This window comes from Candidatus Hydrogenedentota bacterium, from assembly GCA_035450225.1.
GTDB lineage: Bacteria > Hydrogenedentota > Hydrogenedentia > Hydrogenedentales > SLHB01 > DSVR01.
The window spans coordinates 115,241-134,190 of record DAOTMJ010000005.1 but is presented as its reverse complement, the minus strand read 5'-3'; the positions used below and the strand labels follow the sequence as shown (position 1 = coordinate 134,190).

Here is an 18,950-nt window from a genome sequence, read left to right as displayed (position 1 = left end):
GTCGGCATGACAGATACACGTGCGAATGCGTGGGACCGGCTGTCCAGCCTGCCTCTGAAGTTTGGCCGATTTGAAGGTAGTCCACTCGAAGCCCACCGGGTCCGCCACATACGCTTCAACGGGAATCGTAGAGTTTTCTTGCCCGCAATTGTCCACAGGCGGCCTTGATGTCCTGGCCGCGTTCCTGGCGCAGTGTGGCGGCCACGCCGCGGGCGGTCAGCGCCGCCTGAAACGCCGCGCAGACAGAAGGCGAAGGGGCTTTGTAGGGCTTTCCATCCACGGGATTGCAGGGGATCAGGTTTACGACGCTTTTTACCCCCGCGATGAGCGTGGCCAGTTCTTCGGCATCGTCTTCGGAGTCGTTGATTCCCTGCATGAGCACCCATTCGAAACTTAGCAACCGATCGGCGGACGACGCGTAACGTCGCGCGGCTTCCATGATCGCTGCCAGCGGATACCGGCGATTGAGCGGAACCAGTCGCGACCGCAGCCGGTCATTGGCCGCATGCAGGGATATTGCCAGCCGGACCTGCCAGCCTTCTTGAGCGAAACGTCCGATTCCGGGCACATCGCCCGCCGTGGACACCGTAATCCGGCGCGCACCTATTCCCAAGCCTTCCTTGGCCATCAACAGGCGTATGCTTTTCGCCACGGTGTCGTAATTCTGAAATGGCTCGCCCATGCCCATGTAGACAATGTTGGGAACCCGGCCGGCCAAATCCTCAAGATCGAGCAGATGCAAAACCTGCTCGACTATCTCTCCCGGCGTGCACTGCCGCCGGAATCCGGAATCGCCCGTCGCGCAAAAGGCACACCGGCAGGCGCAGCCCACCTGCGATGAAACGCACAGGGTCACCCGGTCCCCGTCGCGCAGAAACACCGACTCGACCGTCTCGCCGTCCGAAAGCTGGAACAAGGCCTTTCGCGTGCCGGTGCGCGCCGAGGTTTCCATGTCCAACAGGGATATCTGCGGGGCGAGGCATTCCGCATGGAGGCGTTCGCGGAGATCCTTCGACAAGTCGGTCATGGCGTCGAAATCGAACACCCGCCGCCGGTGGAGCCATGCGAAAATTTGCCGGCCCTGGTACGGTTGCAAATTGAAAGTCCGGGCGATTTCCTCGGCGGACAAGTCCGTTAGCGCGATACGCGGGGACATGTCTCACCGTTCTCCCGTGCTTTGCGGTGGGCGATTTTCCCGCGCGGATCGCTTCACGTCCACGCCCGCGATGCGCGCGCGCGCTTTGATATCGAACCAGTCCGCGCCCAATTCGGTATTCGGCCAGACTTTTCGGAGATCGAGCGTCATCCGCGTCTGCTCAAGGGGAAACTCGACTTCCATCCGGGACGGAAACCGGATGCCCTCCACGTCCACATACTGGTTCTTCAGCGTGACGGCGAGCGTCCGCCCGTCTTCATCGAGGCGTTCGCTGTGCGAAACAACCCAGGGGGGGCCGATGACCGACACGATACGCCGGGGCGTTTTGCCACGGCCGATGACGATGGTGGCCTGTTGTTTCGTTTCGTCGTACGCGGCCATGCGCACCTCGTTCTCGCGCAATTCCGCCCAATCTTCCGGCAGAAACATTTCCCGCGCGATGTCCGATGGCGACACGCTGAACGGGACGCTGTCGAACTGCTCGCCTTCCAGGCGATAATATGGTTGTTCTTCCGGCGCCGCGGGGAATTCAATCAAAAATTCGCTACCCACGCACGTCAGGCGGAACACGGCCGCGCCGAGGTATTTCCGGCCAATCACGCACAGGTCGGCCGGGCGTCTGAACGCCACGAAACCGTCGTCAAAACTCTTGACTGCGGCGAGATCGGGGCTGGCCAGCGTAAAAGCGCCCTTGGCCTTGAAATTCCGGATTGCCTGATCGTTGGCGGCCAAATCCCCAAGGATGGCCGCAATCGGGGGCGCTCCGGGCGGAAGGACACCCTGCTCGACATGCGGTCCCAGCCGCGAACAAGCGCATGCCAGAAGGCAAATCACCGTTGCGGGAAGGCATCGGATCGGGCGTTGGATGCTTGAAACGGAAGTGAACATATGCTACTATTACGTGCTTTCTTTGGAAAGTATATCAAGTTTGCCATCCCGAACCAACACGGGAACAGGAGAATGTCATGTCGCAAGTTTGTGAATACAGCGGGAAACGGCCGCAAGTCGGCAACCGGGTTGTCCGTCGAGGCAAAGCCAAGCGGGAAGGCGGTATCGGTCAGAACGTAACCGGCATTACCAAGCGCCGGGTCAAGCCGAATCTGCAGCGGATTCGCATCGTGGACGAAAACGGCACTGTCCGCCGCGTGCGGGTTTGCGCGCGCTACATCAAAGCGGGCAAGTTCACGAAAAAAGCGCGCATTCCCAAAGCGTAAGAACCCCCTGCTCACAGCAATAAACGCCAAGGATGTTTTGATCCTTGGCGTTTCTGTTATGTGCTTCTTTGTGCGCCCCGTCCGCGCGTCCAGCACGGATGGATCGCCTTTTTCGGGTTATTTTTGCTACGGTTCGGCAGGCTGGGCGTCTTGCGTTTCGGGGGCCGCCGGTGTTTCGGGAGCCTGTTCTTCCAGGGGAGGCGATTGCGTACCCGGTTGTTCGGCGTCTGCGGGCGCATCAACGGACGGAGGCGCGGGCGGATTGGCGACGAACGCCATAGTGTCCGAATCCAGTTCGACCTTGAGCCGGTGTTCGAGGGCCAAATCCGTTATCTTGCGAATAACGTCCTCGGGCGCCCGTAAATGTTTGCGCAAGACCACCACCGTGGTGGCCGGTGAGGAAACCTGTGCGAAGGAACGTTCCAAATCGTCCAGACCGGCTCGCTTGCCGTTGGAACGAATCGCGCCGCTCTGGCCGACCGCGACAACGATTTCATTGCGTCCGCGCCTAATGGCGTGCCCGATGTCCTTGAATTCATTTCTCTTGGCTTTTCGCAAATCCGCTGAAAATGCTTCGTCGAATTGGGCGAGATGCTCCGTTTCCGGATGGGTCTTTTCATCTACGATGGTCGTCGTGATAAAAATCATTAGCATGGCGTTTTTAATGCTCTTGCTTGGATTTCTGAAAAGACGTCCCAGAATCGGGATATCGCCCAAAAGGGGTAGCGATTTGGACAGGCTGCGCGTGTCGGTGCCCTTGCGCAAACCGCCAATGACGATTGTGTCGCCGTTGTTGACGCGCACCTGGGTTTCGGCGCGGCTTTCGCTTTTTTCGGGGATCGTGTTTTCCTGTCCTTGGGAGATTACCGTCTTCGGCGTGGCGTCGCTGTCCTCGGCCGATATGTCGAGCAGGATGCTATTGTCTTCCGTGATGCGCGGCAACACATTGAGGATGGTGCCCACCTCGATGAAATCAATGCGATTGTATGGCTGGGATCCGTATCCATAATAACTGTTATAGTATGGATTGACCGTCGAGCCCGCTGTGCCGGTTATGTTGCCCGCGTAGGAGTAGGGATACGATCCGTAGGTCGTGGATGTCACATAGGGCACGCGGCGTCCGCTTTGGAAAATGGCTTCCTCGCCATCCTGCACGGTCACGCGCGGCGCGGCAATGATCTTGGCTTCGTTGCGTGTGTCGAGGTAGTTGAGGACGGCGCCCACCCGATTGCCGGAAAACTTTTCGATGATCGGTTTGCCGTTTACATCCTTGATGATTTCCCCCGCGGCATCGCGCAGATAAATCGGATAGGCCAGTTGTCCGATGGTGAGCGTATTGGAAAGACTGCTGAAATCGGGTTTGGCGCCGCCTCCGAACTGCAGCGCCTGCGGAGCATTGCCCGTCGAGTCCATGAAGGTCCACGAGACGTTGAGATTGCGCGCCAGTTCGCTCGAAATTTGCGCCATATAGGCTTCAATCTGAACCTGCCGTCGCTTGACGTCCCACGACTTGATTAGACGATCAATTTCGTCCAGGCGTTCGACGAGCGCCGTGACCGTCAATTGGTGCACGTCGTCGTCCACGATGATGTCGCCCATTTCCTCGGGCACAAGGCGTTCGAGCCGGTCGGCCACGTCTTCCGCGTTGATGTAGTTCAGCACCCATGTGCGCGTGTCGAGTTTCTGGTCGAGCGCCTCGACCATACGGGCGACCATGTCCTGCCGGGAGGCAACGTCCGAGACGATGAGCGTGTTCGTGTGCGGATCCACCATGGCCTTGCCCCGCGCGCTCAGAATGCTCTCGATGCTGTCAACAAGATTGTCCACGCTCACATATTTGACCGGGAAAACCTTGGACTCGATGGGCACGTCGAACTTTTCGACAGCCGCGGCCATCTGGTCGAGGTTTTCGCGCAAATCGCGCGCGAGCACGTGGCCCGTACGCGGATCGACCACGAGCGTCCCGCTGGGGGATAGCATGGTGGAGAGGATGGGCTCGATATCGGCGGCATCGGCATGTTTGATGGTGAACTCGGCCTCCTCCATCGGGACGTCCAAGCGTTCCACCGCCTCCTTCATCTTGGCGATATTTTCGGCCGTGTCCCAGACAAAAATGTGGCCGGTCCGGGGATCCGTCACGGCGCGGCCCTTTGGCGACATCAGACTGCCGATCAACGATTCCACGTGATCAGCCGGCGCATGTTGTATGCTGATTTCATACTCCTGAAGCGCCCCGTACTGTTTGTCCAGGCGCTCGACTTTCGTCGTGACGTAAAGATATTTATTCTCTTCGTTATACTCATAATAGAGATCGTGAAATTTGAGGATTTCCAAGGCATCGCGCGGTTTTGTGTCGGTAATCCAGAATTGGAGGTTGACCTTCTGGGCTTCTTCCGTCACCAAAATATTCCAATTGGTGGCCATCGAAAGCGTTTCCAGAAAATCCTTGACGGTCAACGGGCCGTTGAGGGTCATCGGTTCGCCCACGTCCGGGACATCCTTGTACTCAAGGAGTTTTTCAATAATCGGATCATAGGTGTTGGGGCCCAATACTCGAACCATTGGCGCCGCGGCTCCCGCTCCTCCTTGGCGTCCGGCGCTTTTGCCCGCTGCGCCGGTTTGCTGGCTGGAAAGCGTTCCCCTGGCTGCACTTGCGGCTCCCTGCTGCCCGCCTTGGACCACTTGTGTCGGTCCTGAAATGCCTGCGGTGACGGTTCGTTCCTGGGCAGGCTGGCCGGCCCGCGGACCGGGCGGCGCCTCGGCCTCACCCGTGGCGGTTCCCGTCTGCCGGCTTCCCTGTTGAGCCGATCGCAAACTTTGTTGAAGTTGCTGGCGAAGCCGGTTCAATTCCGGGGTTGCCTTGGGCTGAGTGGGGGATTGCTGGGCATGAGCCATCCCGGCAACCGCCAACCCCAACGCGGCCAGACCGATGGCAATGCGCTTGGTCATTTTTCCAGTCGGAATCATGCTGATTGTCCGAACCCTTCCTTGTGGCGATACAGTTTCTTTGGTTTTATTGAAGAACGATTTGACAAACGGCCTCTTCGTTGTCCTTCGCACCACGCAAACAGCCATGGGACCTTCCTGCACGATATACCACCCATACTCTTCACATCAACAACGCTGGCCGTCCGCGCAATGACGACATTCCAGTCGAGACGCCAAACGGGTTTCAGAACGCGAATGGAACGTTTGCGGAGCAGTCTGTTTCGTCTGTTTTTCCTCAAGGTTCCCTGTCCACGTTCATAATGCCATCCGCATTTCGTCCATTATTTCCGGGGAAGTTCAATGGTCAATTCCTGGTCTTCCCAAGGAAGCGCCAATAATACGCTTGTCTTGCCGATGGACTTAATGGTGAGTCCGTTTACGGTGTCGCCTTCGGCGACAAACCGGCCCTTGGAATCCTTGCCGTCCATCATTTTGATCTTCGCGCCGATCTGCTGACGTCCAAAAGAGAGTGATTGCACCATGGCGTTGAGGTCCGGCGGTTGCTTGGGGGGAGGCGGAGGCGGCAAGGGAGGGGCGACCAATGCTTCCCAGAGAGCCGGCTTGGAGGCAATCGAACTCTGCCATTTGTCGAAGTCCCAAGGGGGTTTTTCGAATTTGACGTCAATGGCCTTGATGCTTTTAAGATGATTTTCAAGGGCCGCCTTTCGCGCATTCATGGGATTCGAGTACGTCCGGTAACCGCCGAAGGCAATGATTCCGGCCAGAATCGCGATGCCGATGGCTGTCATTATGCGTTCCATGGCTAATCAATCGCCTTTTTCAGAAGCACGTTGTCCACATAGGCTGTTCCGCCATCCTTGAACAAAATCACGGGAGCGCCTAGTTTCACCTTGTCCTTGTCGCCCCCAGTCGTAAATGCCAACTTGTAACGCCGGCAACGTCCGTCGCCCGGCACGTCAACCGTACCTTCGTAGCGGGTGCCCTTGGCATCGGCAATCATAATGAGAACCGGCTTTTCCGCGGCCACCTGCACCGACAGTTCATAGGTGGTTTTTGGCTCCAATTCCTGCCTCATATAGGCGGTGGCGTCCGGTTTGCCCGCTGCCAGTTTCAGGCAACTGCCCCCATCCGCCACCAGCGAACCGACTGTCGGACTGGGGGCCATGTCACAGGAGTCGCCTTCCCATCCCGCCGCATCCGTTCCATCCCAATTGGCAACATACGCCAACGCCGCGGGATCGCCCGACGGCATTTCGGGGGATCCGGCCTCTGCCTCGTCCGGACTTCCCGCAACCACCGTGCGCGTAACATTGATATTGGCGCCGATCAGCGGGCCGTCGGGCGAACGCGCGATATCCAAGCCGTCAATCCGAAGCGACTGCGGGCTGGCCTGAAGACGGATCAAAAATAAGGCCAACGAATAAATATCCGTCTGCGGAATCTTGATGCTCAGTTGGTATTCGCGGTAACCGTGCCCCGTGTCGCGTAATGCGCCTTGGCGCAACGTGGGGATTTCGACCAGTTTGTTCGGCGAATCGGGGGACCCTTCGGGGTCTTCAAGCGCCAACCGATAGATTTCCTGGCGTAAGCGGTTGTGGATTTCTGCCTCGGTCCATGCGCTCGAATGCTGGGCGGCAACACCTGCATAGGCTTTGCTCACGCTGACGCCCCGGGCCTCCTGTTCCGCGTAGTTGACGATGTCCTGTTCAAGCCGGGCTATCGTCCGATCCAGTTCATGAAGATACCCCGCGGCCCGCACGCCCACCATCACGGCCAACGCCAAGCACACAACCCCCGCCGTGGCGATCGTCAACCGTTGTTCACGTTCGTTGAGGCGTTCCCACAGGCTATTCATTGCCGAAATCCTCGTCCGACACTTCGGCGTCCGATGCCTGGGTTTCGGTTTCGGGGAACGGAATGCTGATTTTGAAATCCAGCACTTCCTCACCGCGTTCAATGACCTTCTGCTCGTACACCTGCTGGGCGCGGATAAATTGGGGGATGGTGCTTTTGCCCGCCGCGCCCAAATCCTGCGCGAGTTTTTCGATGGCCTGCAGACTGCGCGCACGGCCCCAAAGGTCGATCTTTTCCCGATGGCTGAAGGAAAACCGCGTGATATTCATGTCGGCGCCGGGAAACAAATCGCAGAGATCCGCCAGCATTTCAATCGCATTTCCAGAACGCTCGACCTGGTTCTGTAAAATGGCCAATTGCTTCTGTTTGGACATGATGCCGCGCGCGCGGGGCGCCATGGCCGCCGCACGCCGGGTCAATTCCGCGATGTAGGCTTGGCGCATCCGCACTTCCTGCCAGTACACGCCTGCCAGCGCCAGCACGATCGTGGCAGCCAATACGCTCATCAAGGCGAACCGGCGTTTCACACCGGCGCGCTGACGCGATTTCTTGACGGCTTCGGGCAGTAACTGCACACAAACGGCGCCGCGTTCCTGCGCCAACAGCGCCGCCCCAACCGAGGCCAGCGGAATGGATGGCAAGCGGTCGCGTCCGCTCTCGACCAATGTTTCAAGGAAAGGCGCCGGTGCGCATTCTTGGCCGGTTTCATGGCACAATGCCTCGCAATGGGACGCGACATCGGTCCATTCCGAGCACAAATACACGGCTTCGATGTCTTCGCCTTCTTCTGCTTCCCTTCGGTAGGCGGACACCGAGGCGCGCAACTCCACGCCCAATTCCTCCAAGATGTCCTGTTTGACATCCTCGCGCAGGCGCCAGTCCTGCTGCGAGGAAACCGCACGCCCATAGGCTATCGTCTGTTCATTCATGACGACGATTTCGAGGCCGCCCGAAGCCAAGTTCATCAAGGCATATCGGCCCGGAGCATTGCCGCGCGCGGCCAAAGCCGCCGTGGCCAGACACGCGGTGCTCAGATAGACCTGTTCCGGTTCGAGTTTGGCGGCCTGCAGCATTTTGATATGCGTGTCCACGACGTCGCGGTGGGCAAAAACCGCCAGCACGCGCGATCCGCCGTCTTCGGTCTTGCCGAGCACACACTGATCGGTAATCAGTTCTTCGGCGGGAAACGGCACGTATTCTTCCGCGCTTAGCCGTATCATCCCCGCGATTTCGTCCAAATCTTGGCTGGGCAGTTCAAGGATGCGGGCCGTCATGTCATAACGGGGCAGAATCGTAAACAGTAAATCGTCAGCCAAGTGGTGTTTTTGCGCGAAGACCTGCAACGCCGCTTCGAGCGAATTGTCGCGTCCCGACCAATCCCCTCGTTCCTGGTCAAACGACGCCACGACGACACCTTTGGATGAACGATGAACGCGCAATCGCGAGATAGCGCGCTCGTCGAATTGTAAGATGCTGATATAACTTGCCTTACGAGCCAAGAAACTCCTCCCGCCACTTGATCACCGTGGCGTAGGGTGGGTTCATCACGACCGTTGCAACGCAGGTCGCCCGGACTTTTCCTTGCCTAAACGTTGCAATGCCATGAATTGTAAAGAATTGCGAATCTACCTTGCAATACTGAACCAAGGGCTGCATATCCTGCCCGGATATACCCGCAAGATTGGCGACGGCGCCCAAATCGGGGAAATCCTGATCGTCCGCCGTGTAAAGTTCACCGTCACTGCCGGCCCGGTACGCAATGATGCCTTCAACGACGTTATCGTGGACATCGGGAATGCACTTGAGCACTTCCGGGGAAGCGGTATTGATATTGATTTTACCGTCGCCCCAGCATGTCATTAAATCGCGAAGTCCTGGGCTGTCGTCGTCGCCGAACCAATCCTTGTCGTCAATGCCTTCGATGGTGCGTAATTCCTCGATGGTCTGAAAGCCTTGTCCCGGTTCGTTGGTGTCCGGATCGCCGCCGCGCCGCCGCATGATTTTGCGCACGGCGCCGGGCGTAAGCGCCTTGATGCGGGTTAGAAAGGTATCGTCCACGCCGTTGATGCAAATCAGGCTTTCCTCGTCGCGAATGCGATAGCGGCAGACATCCCGCTCTTCTTTTTTGTTGTCTGCCCCTTCCGTTTTCTCGAAATAGACGCCTTCCGCCAGCATATCCACCGGCCGTGACCACGATTGCGCATAACTGGTCCGGCCCTGCTGCATGTTCAGCGCGTCAATAATGGCCTTGTTGCGCAGTTCCGCGATGCCGCGTTCCACCGCACCCCGCGCGCGGTACATGGCCCGGTCGTGATCCAGCGTATAGGTGGCCGCTTTGCGATCGAGCATCGCGCGCCGTCCGAAGCCAATCGTAATCAACGACAGGATGGCCAGTACCCACAATACCGTGACCAGCACAAAACCACGCGGAGACGTCATGATTACAGTCCTCCCACCGAACCGAGTCGCTGCTCGTCATAGGGGGTGGTGGGGCCGCGGAAAGCCGTGCGAAACGTGAAGGTTGTCTTGCCCGATTCCGAGTTCGGATCCGTGACGGTCAGCGAGGCGCGGAGTCCCTGCGGCAATCCCCATCCCTGCCGGTTCTGTTCCATCTCGATGGGCACGACCCATTCGGGCGGCTCGTCCTTCGTGCGTTCCAGAGGCGGCACCCAGTAATAGGTAATATCGAACCCCCGCACGTTTTTCGACACCAGATCGAAGGAGTGTTTCCGGCCAAGTTTGACCCTTGTCTTGTCCAGTTCGCTTCCATCCGCCGGTTGCAGGGGCAAGGGTTTTTCGACGATGGCTTCCTGGCGGACCAGTGTGTGACCGGTCGCATTGTACCGGTAACGGACCCATAAGACCTGTGCGTCTTCCCCTTTTTTTAGGTCCATGGGCGGCGCCACTGTGAAAAATTCCAGTTCGTGCGGTTTGCCCTCGAATAAATGTTCGCTGCCGCCCAAAATGCAGCCCAGTTCCCGCGCCAGAATCGTCATGGCCGTTCGTCCGTCCTGGTAGGCCTCAAGATTGGTTTCGCCCCGCCGCCATGCGCGCAAGGTCGATCCGAAAGCCGTGTACACCGCCGTCATGACCAGCGTCAGGAGGGTCGTCGCTACGATCAACTCGGCCAGCGTAAATCCGGCCCGCGTCGGGTCTTTTGGGCGGGGAGTCATGGTTGAAGTCCCAATGCCGCGCGTTCTTCAGGCGGGATGAACAATTTTTCCGGGTTGGACAGGGTTTCCGCTTTCACCTCATAGGTTTGACCCCGGCGTGTCCAACTTACGGTGGCTTCGATTTTCGTCAGGTACGGCACATTCAATTTGAAGCGTGCGACGAGTTCCTTGGGCGCATTGGGCGGAAACGGCGGAAGCGGAATGTTCACCTTGGAAACTTTCCACTTCCAACTGAACCGCGAAAATTCACCCTTGAATCGTCCTGAATCGCTGGCCTGCGTCAGCATGGGCTGGAGTTCCACTTTTGCCATGACGTTCGACAACAGGAAACGGGCATGGGTGTAGTCGCGCGCCTGTTCCCGAACCCATATCGTCTGCCTCAATCCATTGTGTATAACGATCAGACTCATGCTCAACAGCGACAGGGCCATGACCGATTCGAAAAGAATATACCCGCGGATTGCGGAGCGGCCTCGGCGAGCCGGCGTCGTATTCCGTACAGGCCGATTTTCTTTCGATGAAACCGTGGACGTCCCCCTTATTGCAAAGTGTGCCGAAATGTCCAGCGGCCCCACGCTACTTTTTCCGCGTCCGGCCGTCATTCCGCATCAACCTTTATTTCCCCCAGCGATCCGCGCAACTGGATCTTCATGCGTTTCCCATTATCGCGTCCCACCGTGAGCGACGCCTGATCGCAGGCGCCGCTCGGATAGAAGGAAATATAGGCAGCCTTTTCCCTGCGGTCTTTCTTGGCGTTCAGGCGCTGAATTTCAAGCCGTTTCGACAGCGTCATCCGGTCGCCCTGCCGCTCCTCGACCGGAATGAACTTTTTACTGTCCTTGCCCATGCTCCAGGCCAGGCTCATCAGCCAGTATTCGTTTGTTTCCTTGGAGATGTACAGGCGGTATTCGCGGCAATCCGTCACGGCGCGTTCCTGGGCGTATTTGATCGTTGCGATCAGGTCGCGGAACGAATGGTCGCTTTCGACGGATTCCAAGGTTCCGCGAAACAGGGGAACCACCGCCGCCGACATAATCGAAAGAATCGAAAGGACGACGATTAGTTCCAGCAACGTGAAGCCGGGGCGTCTCATCGAATTACGGCGCGGCTCCGCCGGTGTCCGTGTCCACGCTGTCGGCCGATGTCAGCGTGACGTCGTCTTCCGTGCCCGGCTGGCCGTCCGGGCCGGCCGACGACACCGTGTAACTGCCCCCGGACACCTTGTAGACATAGTCGTTACCCCAGGGATCCTTGTTCAGTTCCTTGACATATTTGCGCTTGCCGCTGGCTAGATCCTGCAGCGAACTGGGGTATTTGTCGTTGTGATCCAGCGCGTAGAGATCGATCGCGGTGCCGTAACTTGCGATGTCGCCCTTGGCGGCGCGCCGGCGGGCCTCCTCGGCCCGTCCCGCAAACGTCAGCGTGACCATCCCGGCCAGAATGCCGATGATGACCGTCACCAGTATCAACTCGATGAGTGTAAACCCGCCTTTGTCGCTCATAATCCATCTCCTCGACCGGGCGTATGCAAAAGGCGTGCCGGCCCGTTTTTTCCCTTATCCGACATGCGAACTCAACGTCAACATGGGCAACAGCATTGCAATCACCAGAAATCCGATTACAATGCCCATCACGACAATCAAAATGGGTTCGAACAATGCCGCCATTGCCTTGACTGCGCGGTCCACTTCGTTGTCATAGGCATCGGCGATGCGTTTGGCCACCGCGCCGAGACGGCCGCTTTCCTCGCCGATGGCGAACATGTTGACGACCATCGGGGGAAAATGCTTGGTGTGCCGGAGGCTGTCGCTGATGCTGTCGCCTTCAAGCACGCGCGCATGCACGGCGTCCACTTCCCGGGCGATCGCGGCGTTGGTCAGCGTGTCCACGGTGATCTTGATGGCCGTCAGCACCGGCACGCCGTTGTCGAGCAGGGTGCCCAAAACCCGCGCGAATTTCGCCATTTCATAACGCTGGATTACGCCGCTAACCACCGGCATGCGCAGCAGAAATGTGTCGAACTGCATGCGCCCCGTCTCAGTCTTCACAAAAGAAACGAACGCGGCGACTATTCCGGCGAGTCCCAGCAACACCGCCCACCAGAACTTGCCCATGAAATCGCAGAGGCTCATCACCACAACCGTCGGCCACGGCAGGGCGGCATTGAAATCCTCGAAAATCGTTACGAACTTCGGAAACACAAAAGATACGAGAATGAAAATGGCCGTGCTGCCGATCAGCAGCAGAAACGCCGGGTAAATCATCGCCGAAACGGCCTTGCCCCGTAGTTCCTCCTCTTGTTCCCCGAAGGCTACGATGCGCCACAGCACGTCTTCGAGCATGCCGCCCGTTTCGCCCGCATGGATCATGTTGCAGAACATGGCGGGAAAGATCTTCGGATGCCGTTCGAGCGCCTCGGCGAACGAGGCGCCCTTCTGAACGTCGTCGCGGATTTCGGCGATGATCTTGGCGAGTTTCGCGTTTTCCGTCTGTTCAACGAGGGTGTTCAGCGCGCGGGTAATCGGCATGCCGGATTCGGAGAGATTGGCGAGTTGGCGAAAAAACACATTCCGATCGGCCAGTTTCACGCGCGCCAAGGCTTGTTTGAGCGTGTCCTTGGTTTCCTCGCCCTCATAGGGTTCGATCGAAATGGGAAAATACCCCATGTCGCGCAGCCGGGCCACCGCGGCGCGCTGGCTTTCCGCTTCGATGATGCCCCCGGTGGCGGATCCGGGGCTTTTCTTTACTTCATACTTGAACTGAGGCATCGCCGGTCTCGATCGCATCCAGTACATCGGCATCGGAGGTGACACGCATCACTTCTTCGAGTGTCGTCCGGCCCAGGCAGACCTGCTGCCACCCCGACTCGCGCAACGTCCGCATGCCCTGTTCACGACCTTTCCGCTTGATTTCAGTGGAAGGCGAACGGTGATAGGTCATTTCCTTGATGGTGGGAGTAAACGTCAGGATTTCATAAATGGCGATTCGACCCCGGTAGCCGGTATGGCGGCATGCATCGCACCCCCGGCCGCGCCGGAATGTCGCGGTTTCGATTCCCTTGGGGGACACGCCGAATTCGCGCAGCGCCGCCGGATCCGGTGTGTAGGGTTCCGCGCATTGTGTGCATACGCAACGCACCAGGCGCTGGGCAATCGAGGCGATCATCGTGCTCGCTATCAAAAACGGTTCCACGCCCATGTCCACCAACCGCGTGACGGCGCCCGCCGCGTCGTTGGTATGCAGCGTGCTGAACACAAGATGGCCGGTCAGGCTGGATCGAATGGCCATTTCGGCGGTCTCGAAGTCACGGATTTCACCGACCATCATGATGTCCGGGTCGTGCCGCAGCATGGATCGCAGGCCCATCGAGAAATCGAAGCCGATACGGGGCTGCACCTGCATTTGCGTAATGCCCTTGAGTTGGTATTCGATCGGGTCTTCGATCGTGATGACCTTCCGGTCCACCTTGTTCAATTTGCTTAGGGATGCGTAAAGCGTCGTGGTTTTTCCGCTGCCTGTCGGGCCCGTTACGAGGATGATCCCGTGCGGTTTTTCGAGAAAGGCGTTGAATTGCCGTAAATCGTCGGGCAGAAACCCCAATTGATCCAACGTCAGAAACATCGAGGTCCGGCTTAGAATACGGATATTGACCGTTTCGCCATACGCCGTCGGCAACACGCTTACGCGCAGATCGTACTGGCCATCCCCCAGCGAAACGGGGATCTTGCCGTCTTGCGGCAGCCGCTTCTCGGCGATATTCATGTTCGCCATGATCTTGATCCGCGAGACGATAGCCGACTGAAAGCCGCGGATGGTGGCCGGCGTCGGCACCTGATGCAGAATGCCGTCAATGCGGTAACGCACGCGGAGTTGATCCTCGAACGGTTCGATATGGATATCCGTCGCGGCGGACTGAATAGCCTCCATCAGGACTTCATTGACGAATTTGATAATCGAAGCGTCAATATTTTCGTCACCCAGATCCGATCCGATCTGTTGCGTGTCCAGGCTCAACAGCGACGCGACGCTGTCCTGCTCGCTTAGAATGCGCTCGACCGTGTCCGCTCCGAGACCATACAAGGTTTTAGTGGCGCGTTCGATTTCTTCCGGCGTCGTCACGACCGGCTCGATTCGTTTTTTGAGAACCAGGCGGATATCGTCGAGGAGTTGTGCATTCAACGGATCCGAGACGGCGACCACATACCCGCCGTTCTTTTCCTGGATAGGCACGAAGCCATAATGGGTGGCGAACCGGGCCGGCACATTCTTGATGACGGTTTCCGGAATGTCCATCTTGGAGGGCTGCACGAAGGGGAGTTTGCAGTAGTTGGCCAAGGAACGGTACACGGCTTCCGGCGTTGCATATCCCAGCATCGGAACGACTTCGAGCAGGCTGGTCCCCGTCCGCAGGGCTTCCGCCCGGGCACGTTCCAGTTTTTCGTCGTCGAGAATGCCGTCGGTTATAAATTGTTTCTCAAGCGCTTTTCGAGCCAACACGGCCGCGTACTCCATGTCTCCAAAGGGTATGTTACCATCCGCCAAGGGTTTCTACAACCGGCCCTTTCGCCGATGGGTCGGATCCGCCGGATTTTCGGGTTAGTTTCCCGAACTTATGCGGGAGAGGCATTCCTCGGCGAGTTTGGCCAGCACGGCATTCGGGGCGGCCGCCGCTTCGCGATACTGTTCGGAGGCCTTGGCGGGTTGTTTGAGTTCTTTCAAATAGACATGGCCCAGTTCCATGCTCAATTGCGCGCGCGCGGCAGGATCCGTGCAACGATCGCGCGCCGCCATGAAGGCTTGAATCCGGTCGGCGTTTGTGGAAGTGTCGAGCGTGAGACGGGCCATGTCGTGTGCGGCGAGGGAGGCAACAAAGGTGCCGGGGTATCGGCCGATGACCTGCTCCAAACGCGCAAAAGCCTCCCCACCATGGCGCCGCGCGGCATCGAGCGCGTACAAAGACGCGAAATCGTTGGTTTGGGCTTCGGCCAGCAGATCGCGGCGCGCACTGGCGCCGGGATCCTCTCGGAACCGACTCGGATACTGTTTGGCCAAGCGGTCGTAATCGTCGTGGGCTTCGGCGTACCAATGCAACTCGGAAAACGCGATGTCGGCCCCGCGGGATTGGGCCTCGGCGGCGGCCGGATCGTCGGGATGCGCCTCGATGGCCTGTTTCAGGATGCGGTATGCCGAGGCGAAGTCGCGTTTATCGGCCAATGAATCGGCCTGGAGTATGGCCTTTTCGACGGGACTCTGTGCGACTGGGGTGGGGGGGATGGCCACCACGGCGGCTCCGCGCTGGAGGTAAAGGTAAGGGATCGCCACCACGGCCAAGGCAACGGCCGCCACCGCGACACTGGCCCATGCCGGTCCAAACATCGGGATTCGCCGTGATGGGCGATCCGCCCGGATTGTCGCAAGGATTGCCGGTGAAAGATCCCGATCCAGTTCGGGGGGCGAAACCGGTCGTGCGCCCGCCAGTGCGGCGAAGGCCGCCCATCGCTCTCGGCAGCGCGGGCATGTGTTCAAATGCGCATCAAGCCGCCGTTGTTCGTCCGGCGACGCTTCACCATACACCGATGCGGCCATCGCGCCGCGCAACCGCCAGCAGGTCAACATGCCATTCCCCTTTCTTTCGGTCCGGCAATCGTATCAATGCGCCACATCGTGCAAATCGCCCAATTCCCGTTGCAGTTTCTTCAGCGCCCGGAACAAATGCACCTTGACACTGCCGACGGTGCATCCCAGTTCCGCCGCGATATCCGAAAGTTGCAGACCCTCATAGTGCCGCAACACAAACACCGTTCGCTGCGACTCCGACAAAACCGTCAGCGCCGCGCGCACGCGCTCGTCAATTTCACGCGCATGGACCGCCACGCCGGTATCATGCCCGGCGGGTTCGATCGGCGCGTGCTCCGAATCCGGCAAATAGGCTTCTTCCAACCGTTCCTGACGCCGCCGCTTTCGCTTGCGGACGACGTCAATCGCCTGATTCGCGGTCAACCGCAACAACCACGGGAGAAAGCCGCCCGTCGGCTGCCACGCGTGTATCTTGCGATAGGCCTTGAGCAACGACTCCTGCGTGACATCCAGCGCGTCCTCGCGATTGCCGGTGAGACGGTACGCCACCGCGTAGACCCGGCCCTGATGCCGGCGGACCAACGCTTCGAGCGCGCGTTCGTCGCCGCGTTTGAGCGCCTCCGCCAACGTCTGGTCGTCCAGTGAATTCCAGTCTATCGGAACGTCCTGTCTCATCTGGGAAACGCGATTTTCTTCCAAAAGGTTTACACCCTGTTCGCTAAATCTCACGCCAGGAACACGAAATCCCGAAGTTCCCGGTATCCGCGCGGGATCAGCCATGCGCGAATCTCTTCGCGGGCCGTGGGGGCGCCGACTGCGACCACGATGAATGTCTCGCCCGGTCCGGGCAGTACATCCGGCCAGATAACCGGAATGCCGTGAATCCGCCGTCCAACCTTGCGTGGGTTGATGTCCGCAACCGCCAACGGTTTCATGACATCCCATTCCCGTAGCCATGCCTTGCCGACTTCGCCGGCGCCCCATTGATGAAACGCGCTGCGCCCGCGCAGATGGCTCTGTCCAAGGTAATACCGTTTCAAGGCGCGAAAGTTTTCCGGACTATACCGGGGATCGCGCATGGAAAGCCTTTTCGGTGACTCGGTCCAATCCAGCAACGGTTCGGCCACCTTTCCGAACCGCTTGCCCGCCAAGGCCATGCGCATGATCAAATCGTAGTCCTCGGCCCAGCCGCGATCCTGGTATCCGCCAACCGCTTCGAAAGCATCCCGGCGCATGAAAAATGTTGGGTGGGCCAGTGGACATTCGACGAAAAGGTCCCGGACGATTTCCTCGTGCGAAACCAGCGCGTTGATCCATTTTTCATAACGCCTGCGTCCGTAACCGATGCGGCCGCCCGTCATCTTTACGCCTGTTCCACAAAGGTCAACGTCCGGATGCGCCCGCATGAATTCGACTTGCCGCCTAAACCGATCCGGATGCGCCGAGTCGTCCGCGTCCATTCGCGCGATGAACGATCCGCGCGCGTTCTGGCATCCGTATTGAAGCGCCGACACGATGCCTTCGTGGTTCCGTGCGATCACGCGGAGGCGATCGTCCCGCGACGCCGCTTCCCGCAACACCGCAAGCGTTCCGTCGTCCGAACCGTCATCCACCAGGATCAGTTCCCAATCCGGCAATGTCTGCGCCCGAAGCGAATCCAATGCCTGCGACACCGTTTCGCGCGCATTGTAACACGGCATGACCACCGAGACCGCCAACGTGTCCTTTTCAGGCGGCGGCGCGTTTGTCAGTTTCCCCGGCGGATCCATGCTTCGTCCAGATGCACGTACTTGATTGTTTGGGTGTTGAGGGAATAGGTGACGTGCAGCGTTTCGTCGGCGGATTGGACGATGGAGGGATAATCGAACCGCTGTCCGGGTTCGTTTTCAAGACGGCGGGTCCAGCGCCACGACGCGCCGCGATCCTCGGACAAGGAAATGGCAAGGCTGTCCCGGTTCTTCGTGCTGTCATTATAGATCATGGCCAGATTTCCGTTTTTCAGCACGATGGCCTCGATGCCCGAGCCGGGATGCGGCAGTTCGGTCAGCACGGCGGCGGACCATGTCTGGCCGCCGTCCGTTGAATCGCTTCGCAGAATACGGCGCTTGAGATGTTCGTTTCGGAAGAAGGCCGTCATTGCACCGTCGGGATATTCGACCACGGTGGGCTGTTCAAGACCCAGTGTGGGGACGAGTTGCGACAGATTCCATGAAAGGCCGCCGTCCCGCGAAAAGGCCATGGCCGCCGCCATCGCATTTTCGTTGGCCAGCGGGAGGAGGATGGCGCCGTCGTGCAGGATGATCGGATGCGCGCGGGGCATCCAGCCCAGCCGGCTCTTGTACGGGTCCGCAAACCAGTTCTGCAATAGGCCCGGACGTTTTTCTGTCCGGGTTTTGCCGTCGGCGGGGGCCGTGTCCGAGGAAACGGGCAAGGGATGCGGCGCTAGAATGCTTGAACGCTCCCATTGGGGTGGGCCGGCCTTCATGTAGTCGGACGAGACATGAAATTGAATCAGGGCGCTACCCCATGCGACTTTCGGCACGCCGAGCAGGGTTGCGTGAAACAGCCACAAACGCCCGTCGCGATCAACGACCATGCACGGGTTGTTGTCCGAGACGCCGAAGGTATCCGCCATGATGAACGGCTTTTCCCAATGGCTGGATCCGGCGGTTTTACGACTGCCGGCAATGCGCACGTCATCGCTTTTGTCCTGTTCACCCGAAAAATGCGGTTCAGGCAGGCGGGGACCGTTCTCGTACCATGCCGCCAGCAAATCGCCGTTGGGACACAACACGACACACGATGCGTGCACATGGCCATGGCTTTCCTGAGCGGGATCGAAAATCAACGCGCTGTCGAAAAGCGGTTTTCCGGCGTCTGCCGCCATCAGTAAGCATCCCATCATCGCCAATGCCGTCATTGTTTTCCCTTTCCGTTTGCGGTTGGAATGGACAATACCCCATACGCAATGCCGGTTCAATTTGCAGTCCATTGTGCATGCTACAATGGAATACGACACGGGGAACC

At 58.8% G+C, this 18,950-nt stretch carries 18 protein-coding genes; 1 reads left to right on the top strand and 17 read right to left on the bottom strand.

Annotated features, from left to right (window positions below; translation table 11 throughout):
- Positions 1-115: 115 nt before the first annotated feature.
- Complete coding sequence (rlmN, locus tag P5540_05295) at positions 116-1,156, bottom strand: 23S rRNA (adenine(2503)-C(2))-methyltransferase RlmN (protein ID HRT64223.1); 1,041 nt, start codon at positions 1,154-1,156, stop codon at positions 116-118.
- 3 nt (positions 1,157-1,159) lie between these two features.
- Positions 1,160-2,044, bottom strand: a complete 885-nt coding sequence (locus tag P5540_05290; GenBank protein ID HRT64222.1) for a hypothetical protein — start codon at positions 2,042-2,044, stop codon at positions 1,160-1,162.
- Positions 2,045-2,121: 77 nt separating this feature from the next.
- Here P5540_05290 and rpmB point away from each other — a divergent pair, with 77 nt between their 5' ends.
- Complete coding sequence (gene rpmB / locus P5540_05285; GenBank protein HRT64221.1) at positions 2,122-2,370, top strand: 50S ribosomal protein L28; 249 nt, start codon at positions 2,122-2,124, stop codon at positions 2,368-2,370.
- A 126-nt stretch (positions 2,371-2,496) separates the two neighbouring features.
- Here the strand turns inward: rpmB and P5540_05280 are convergent, their stop codons facing one another.
- From P5540_05280 to P5540_05210, 15 genes are all read right to left on the bottom strand, one after another.
- On the bottom strand, positions 2,497-5,337 hold the full coding sequence (locus P5540_05280) for a secretin N-terminal domain-containing protein (GenBank protein HRT64220.1): 2,841 nt from the start codon (positions 5,335-5,337) through the stop codon (positions 2,497-2,499).
- Positions 5,338-5,639: 302 nt separating this feature from the next.
- A complete protein-coding gene (locus P5540_05275) occupies positions 5,640-6,119 on the bottom strand; it encodes a hypothetical protein (protein ID HRT64219.1) in 480 nt (159 codons plus the stop codon).
- 2 nt (positions 6,120-6,121) lie between these two features.
- Positions 6,122-7,174 carry a hypothetical protein gene (locus P5540_05270; protein ID HRT64218.1) on the bottom strand — a complete coding sequence of 351 codons (1,053 nt, stop codon included), beginning with the start codon at positions 7,172-7,174 and terminating at the stop codon, positions 6,122-6,124.
- Positions 7,167-8,579 (bottom strand): pilus assembly protein PilM, encoded by a 1,413-nt coding sequence (pilM, locus tag P5540_05265; GenBank protein ID HRT64217.1) that lies wholly within the window; start codon positions 8,577-8,579, stop codon positions 7,167-7,169. Before pilM ends, P5540_05270 begins: the two co-directional genes overlap by 8 nt.
- 82 nt (positions 8,580-8,661) lie before the next feature.
- Positions 8,662-9,612 (bottom strand): type II secretion system protein GspK, encoded by a 951-nt coding sequence (locus P5540_05260; GenBank protein HRT64216.1) that lies wholly within the window; start codon positions 9,610-9,612, stop codon positions 8,662-8,664.
- A gap of 2 nt (positions 9,613-9,614) precedes the next feature.
- A complete protein-coding gene (locus P5540_05255) occupies positions 9,615-10,346 on the bottom strand; it encodes a prepilin-type N-terminal cleavage/methylation domain-containing protein (protein ID HRT64215.1) in 732 nt (243 codons plus the stop codon).
- The gene (locus P5540_05250) at positions 10,343-10,777 is read right to left on the bottom strand and encodes a hypothetical protein (protein HRT64214.1); all 435 of its coding nucleotides are present in this window, start codon (positions 10,775-10,777) and stop codon (positions 10,343-10,345) included. The genes P5540_05255 and P5540_05250 overlap by 4 nt, the downstream gene beginning before the upstream one ends.
- Positions 10,778-10,944: 167 nt before the next feature.
- A complete protein-coding gene (locus tag P5540_05245) occupies positions 10,945-11,439 on the bottom strand; it encodes a type II secretion system protein (protein HRT64213.1) in 495 nt (164 codons plus the stop codon).
- A gap of 4 nt (positions 11,440-11,443) precedes the next feature.
- On the bottom strand, positions 11,444-11,848 hold the full coding sequence (locus P5540_05240) for a type II secretion system protein GspG (GenBank protein HRT64212.1): 405 nt from the start codon (positions 11,846-11,848) through the stop codon (positions 11,444-11,446).
- A 54-nt stretch (positions 11,849-11,902) separates the two neighbouring features.
- A complete protein-coding gene (locus P5540_05235) occupies positions 11,903-13,114 on the bottom strand; it encodes a type II secretion system F family protein (GenBank protein HRT64211.1) in 1,212 nt (403 codons plus the stop codon).
- The gene (locus P5540_05230; protein ID HRT64210.1) at positions 13,095-14,843 is read right to left on the bottom strand and encodes an ATPase, T2SS/T4P/T4SS family; all 1,749 of its coding nucleotides are present in this window, start codon (positions 14,841-14,843) and stop codon (positions 13,095-13,097) included. The genes P5540_05235 and P5540_05230 overlap by 20 nt, the downstream gene beginning before the upstream one ends.
- Positions 14,844-14,942: 99 nt before the next feature.
- Complete coding sequence (locus tag P5540_05225; protein HRT64209.1) at positions 14,943-15,962, bottom strand: zf-HC2 domain-containing protein; 1,020 nt, start codon at positions 15,960-15,962, stop codon at positions 14,943-14,945.
- A gap of 33 nt (positions 15,963-15,995) precedes the next feature.
- Positions 15,996-16,598: an RNA polymerase sigma factor gene (locus P5540_05220; GenBank protein ID HRT64208.1), complete on the bottom strand. Its 603-nt coding sequence runs from the start codon at positions 16,596-16,598 to the stop codon at positions 15,996-15,998.
- Positions 16,599-16,648: 50 nt separating this feature from the next.
- Positions 16,649-17,692 (bottom strand): glycosyltransferase, encoded by a 1,044-nt coding sequence (locus tag P5540_05215; GenBank protein ID HRT64207.1) that lies wholly within the window; start codon positions 17,690-17,692, stop codon positions 16,649-16,651.
- Positions 17,671-18,843: an exo-alpha-sialidase gene (locus tag P5540_05210; GenBank protein ID HRT64206.1), complete on the bottom strand. Its 1,173-nt coding sequence runs from the start codon at positions 18,841-18,843 to the stop codon at positions 17,671-17,673. The genes P5540_05215 and P5540_05210 overlap by 22 nt, the downstream gene beginning before the upstream one ends.
- Positions 18,844-18,950 lie beyond the last annotated feature (107 nt).

Excerpts from the sequence above, each read along its gene's own strand:
- rlmN (HRT64223.1), bottom strand. The coding sequence starts at position 1,156 with ATGTCCCCGCGTATCGCGCTAACGGACTTGTCCGCCGAGGAAATCGCC.
- P5540_05290 (HRT64222.1), bottom strand. The coding sequence starts at position 2,044 with ATGTTCACTTCCGTTTCAAGCATCCAACGCCCGATCCGATGCCTTCCC.
- rpmB (HRT64221.1), top strand. The coding sequence starts at position 2,122 with ATGTCGCAAGTTTGTGAATACAGCGGGAAACGGCCGCAAGTCGGCAAC.
- P5540_05280 (HRT64220.1), bottom strand. The coding sequence starts at position 5,337 with ATGATTCCGACTGGAAAAATGACCAAGCGCATTGCCATCGGTCTGGCC.
- P5540_05275 (HRT64219.1), bottom strand. The coding sequence starts at position 6,119 with ATGGAACGCATAATGACAGCCATCGGCATCGCGATTCTGGCCGGAATC.
- P5540_05270 (HRT64218.1), bottom strand. The coding sequence starts at position 7,174 with ATGAATAGCCTGTGGGAACGCCTCAACGAACGTGAACAACGGTTGACG.
- P5540_05260 (HRT64216.1), bottom strand. The coding sequence starts at position 9,612 with ATGACGTCTCCGCGTGGTTTTGTGCTGGTCACGGTATTGTGGGTACTG.
- P5540_05255 (HRT64215.1), bottom strand. The coding sequence starts at position 10,346 with ATGACTCCCCGCCCAAAAGACCCGACGCGGGCCGGATTTACGCTGGCC.
- P5540_05250 (HRT64214.1), bottom strand. The coding sequence starts at position 10,777 with ATGGCCCTGTCGCTGTTGAGCATGAGTCTGATCGTTATACACAATGGA.
- P5540_05245 (HRT64213.1), bottom strand. The coding sequence starts at position 11,439 with ATGAGACGCCCCGGCTTCACGTTGCTGGAACTAATCGTCGTCCTTTCG.
- P5540_05240 (HRT64212.1), bottom strand. The coding sequence starts at position 11,848 with ATGAGCGACAAAGGCGGGTTTACACTCATCGAGTTGATACTGGTGACG.
- P5540_05235 (HRT64211.1), bottom strand. The coding sequence starts at position 13,114 with ATGCCTCAGTTCAAGTATGAAGTAAAGAAAAGCCCCGGATCCGCCACC.
- P5540_05225 (HRT64209.1), bottom strand. The coding sequence starts at position 15,962 with ATGTTGACCTGCTGGCGGTTGCGCGGCGCGATGGCCGCATCGGTGTAT.
- P5540_05220 (HRT64208.1), bottom strand. The coding sequence starts at position 16,598 with ATGAGACAGGACGTTCCGATAGACTGGAATTCACTGGACGACCAGACG.
- P5540_05215 (HRT64207.1), bottom strand. The coding sequence starts at position 17,692 with ATGGATCCGCCGGGGAAACTGACAAACGCGCCGCCGCCTGAAAAGGAC.
- P5540_05210 (HRT64206.1), bottom strand. The coding sequence starts at position 18,843 with ATGACGGCATTGGCGATGATGGGATGCTTACTGATGGCGGCAGACGCC.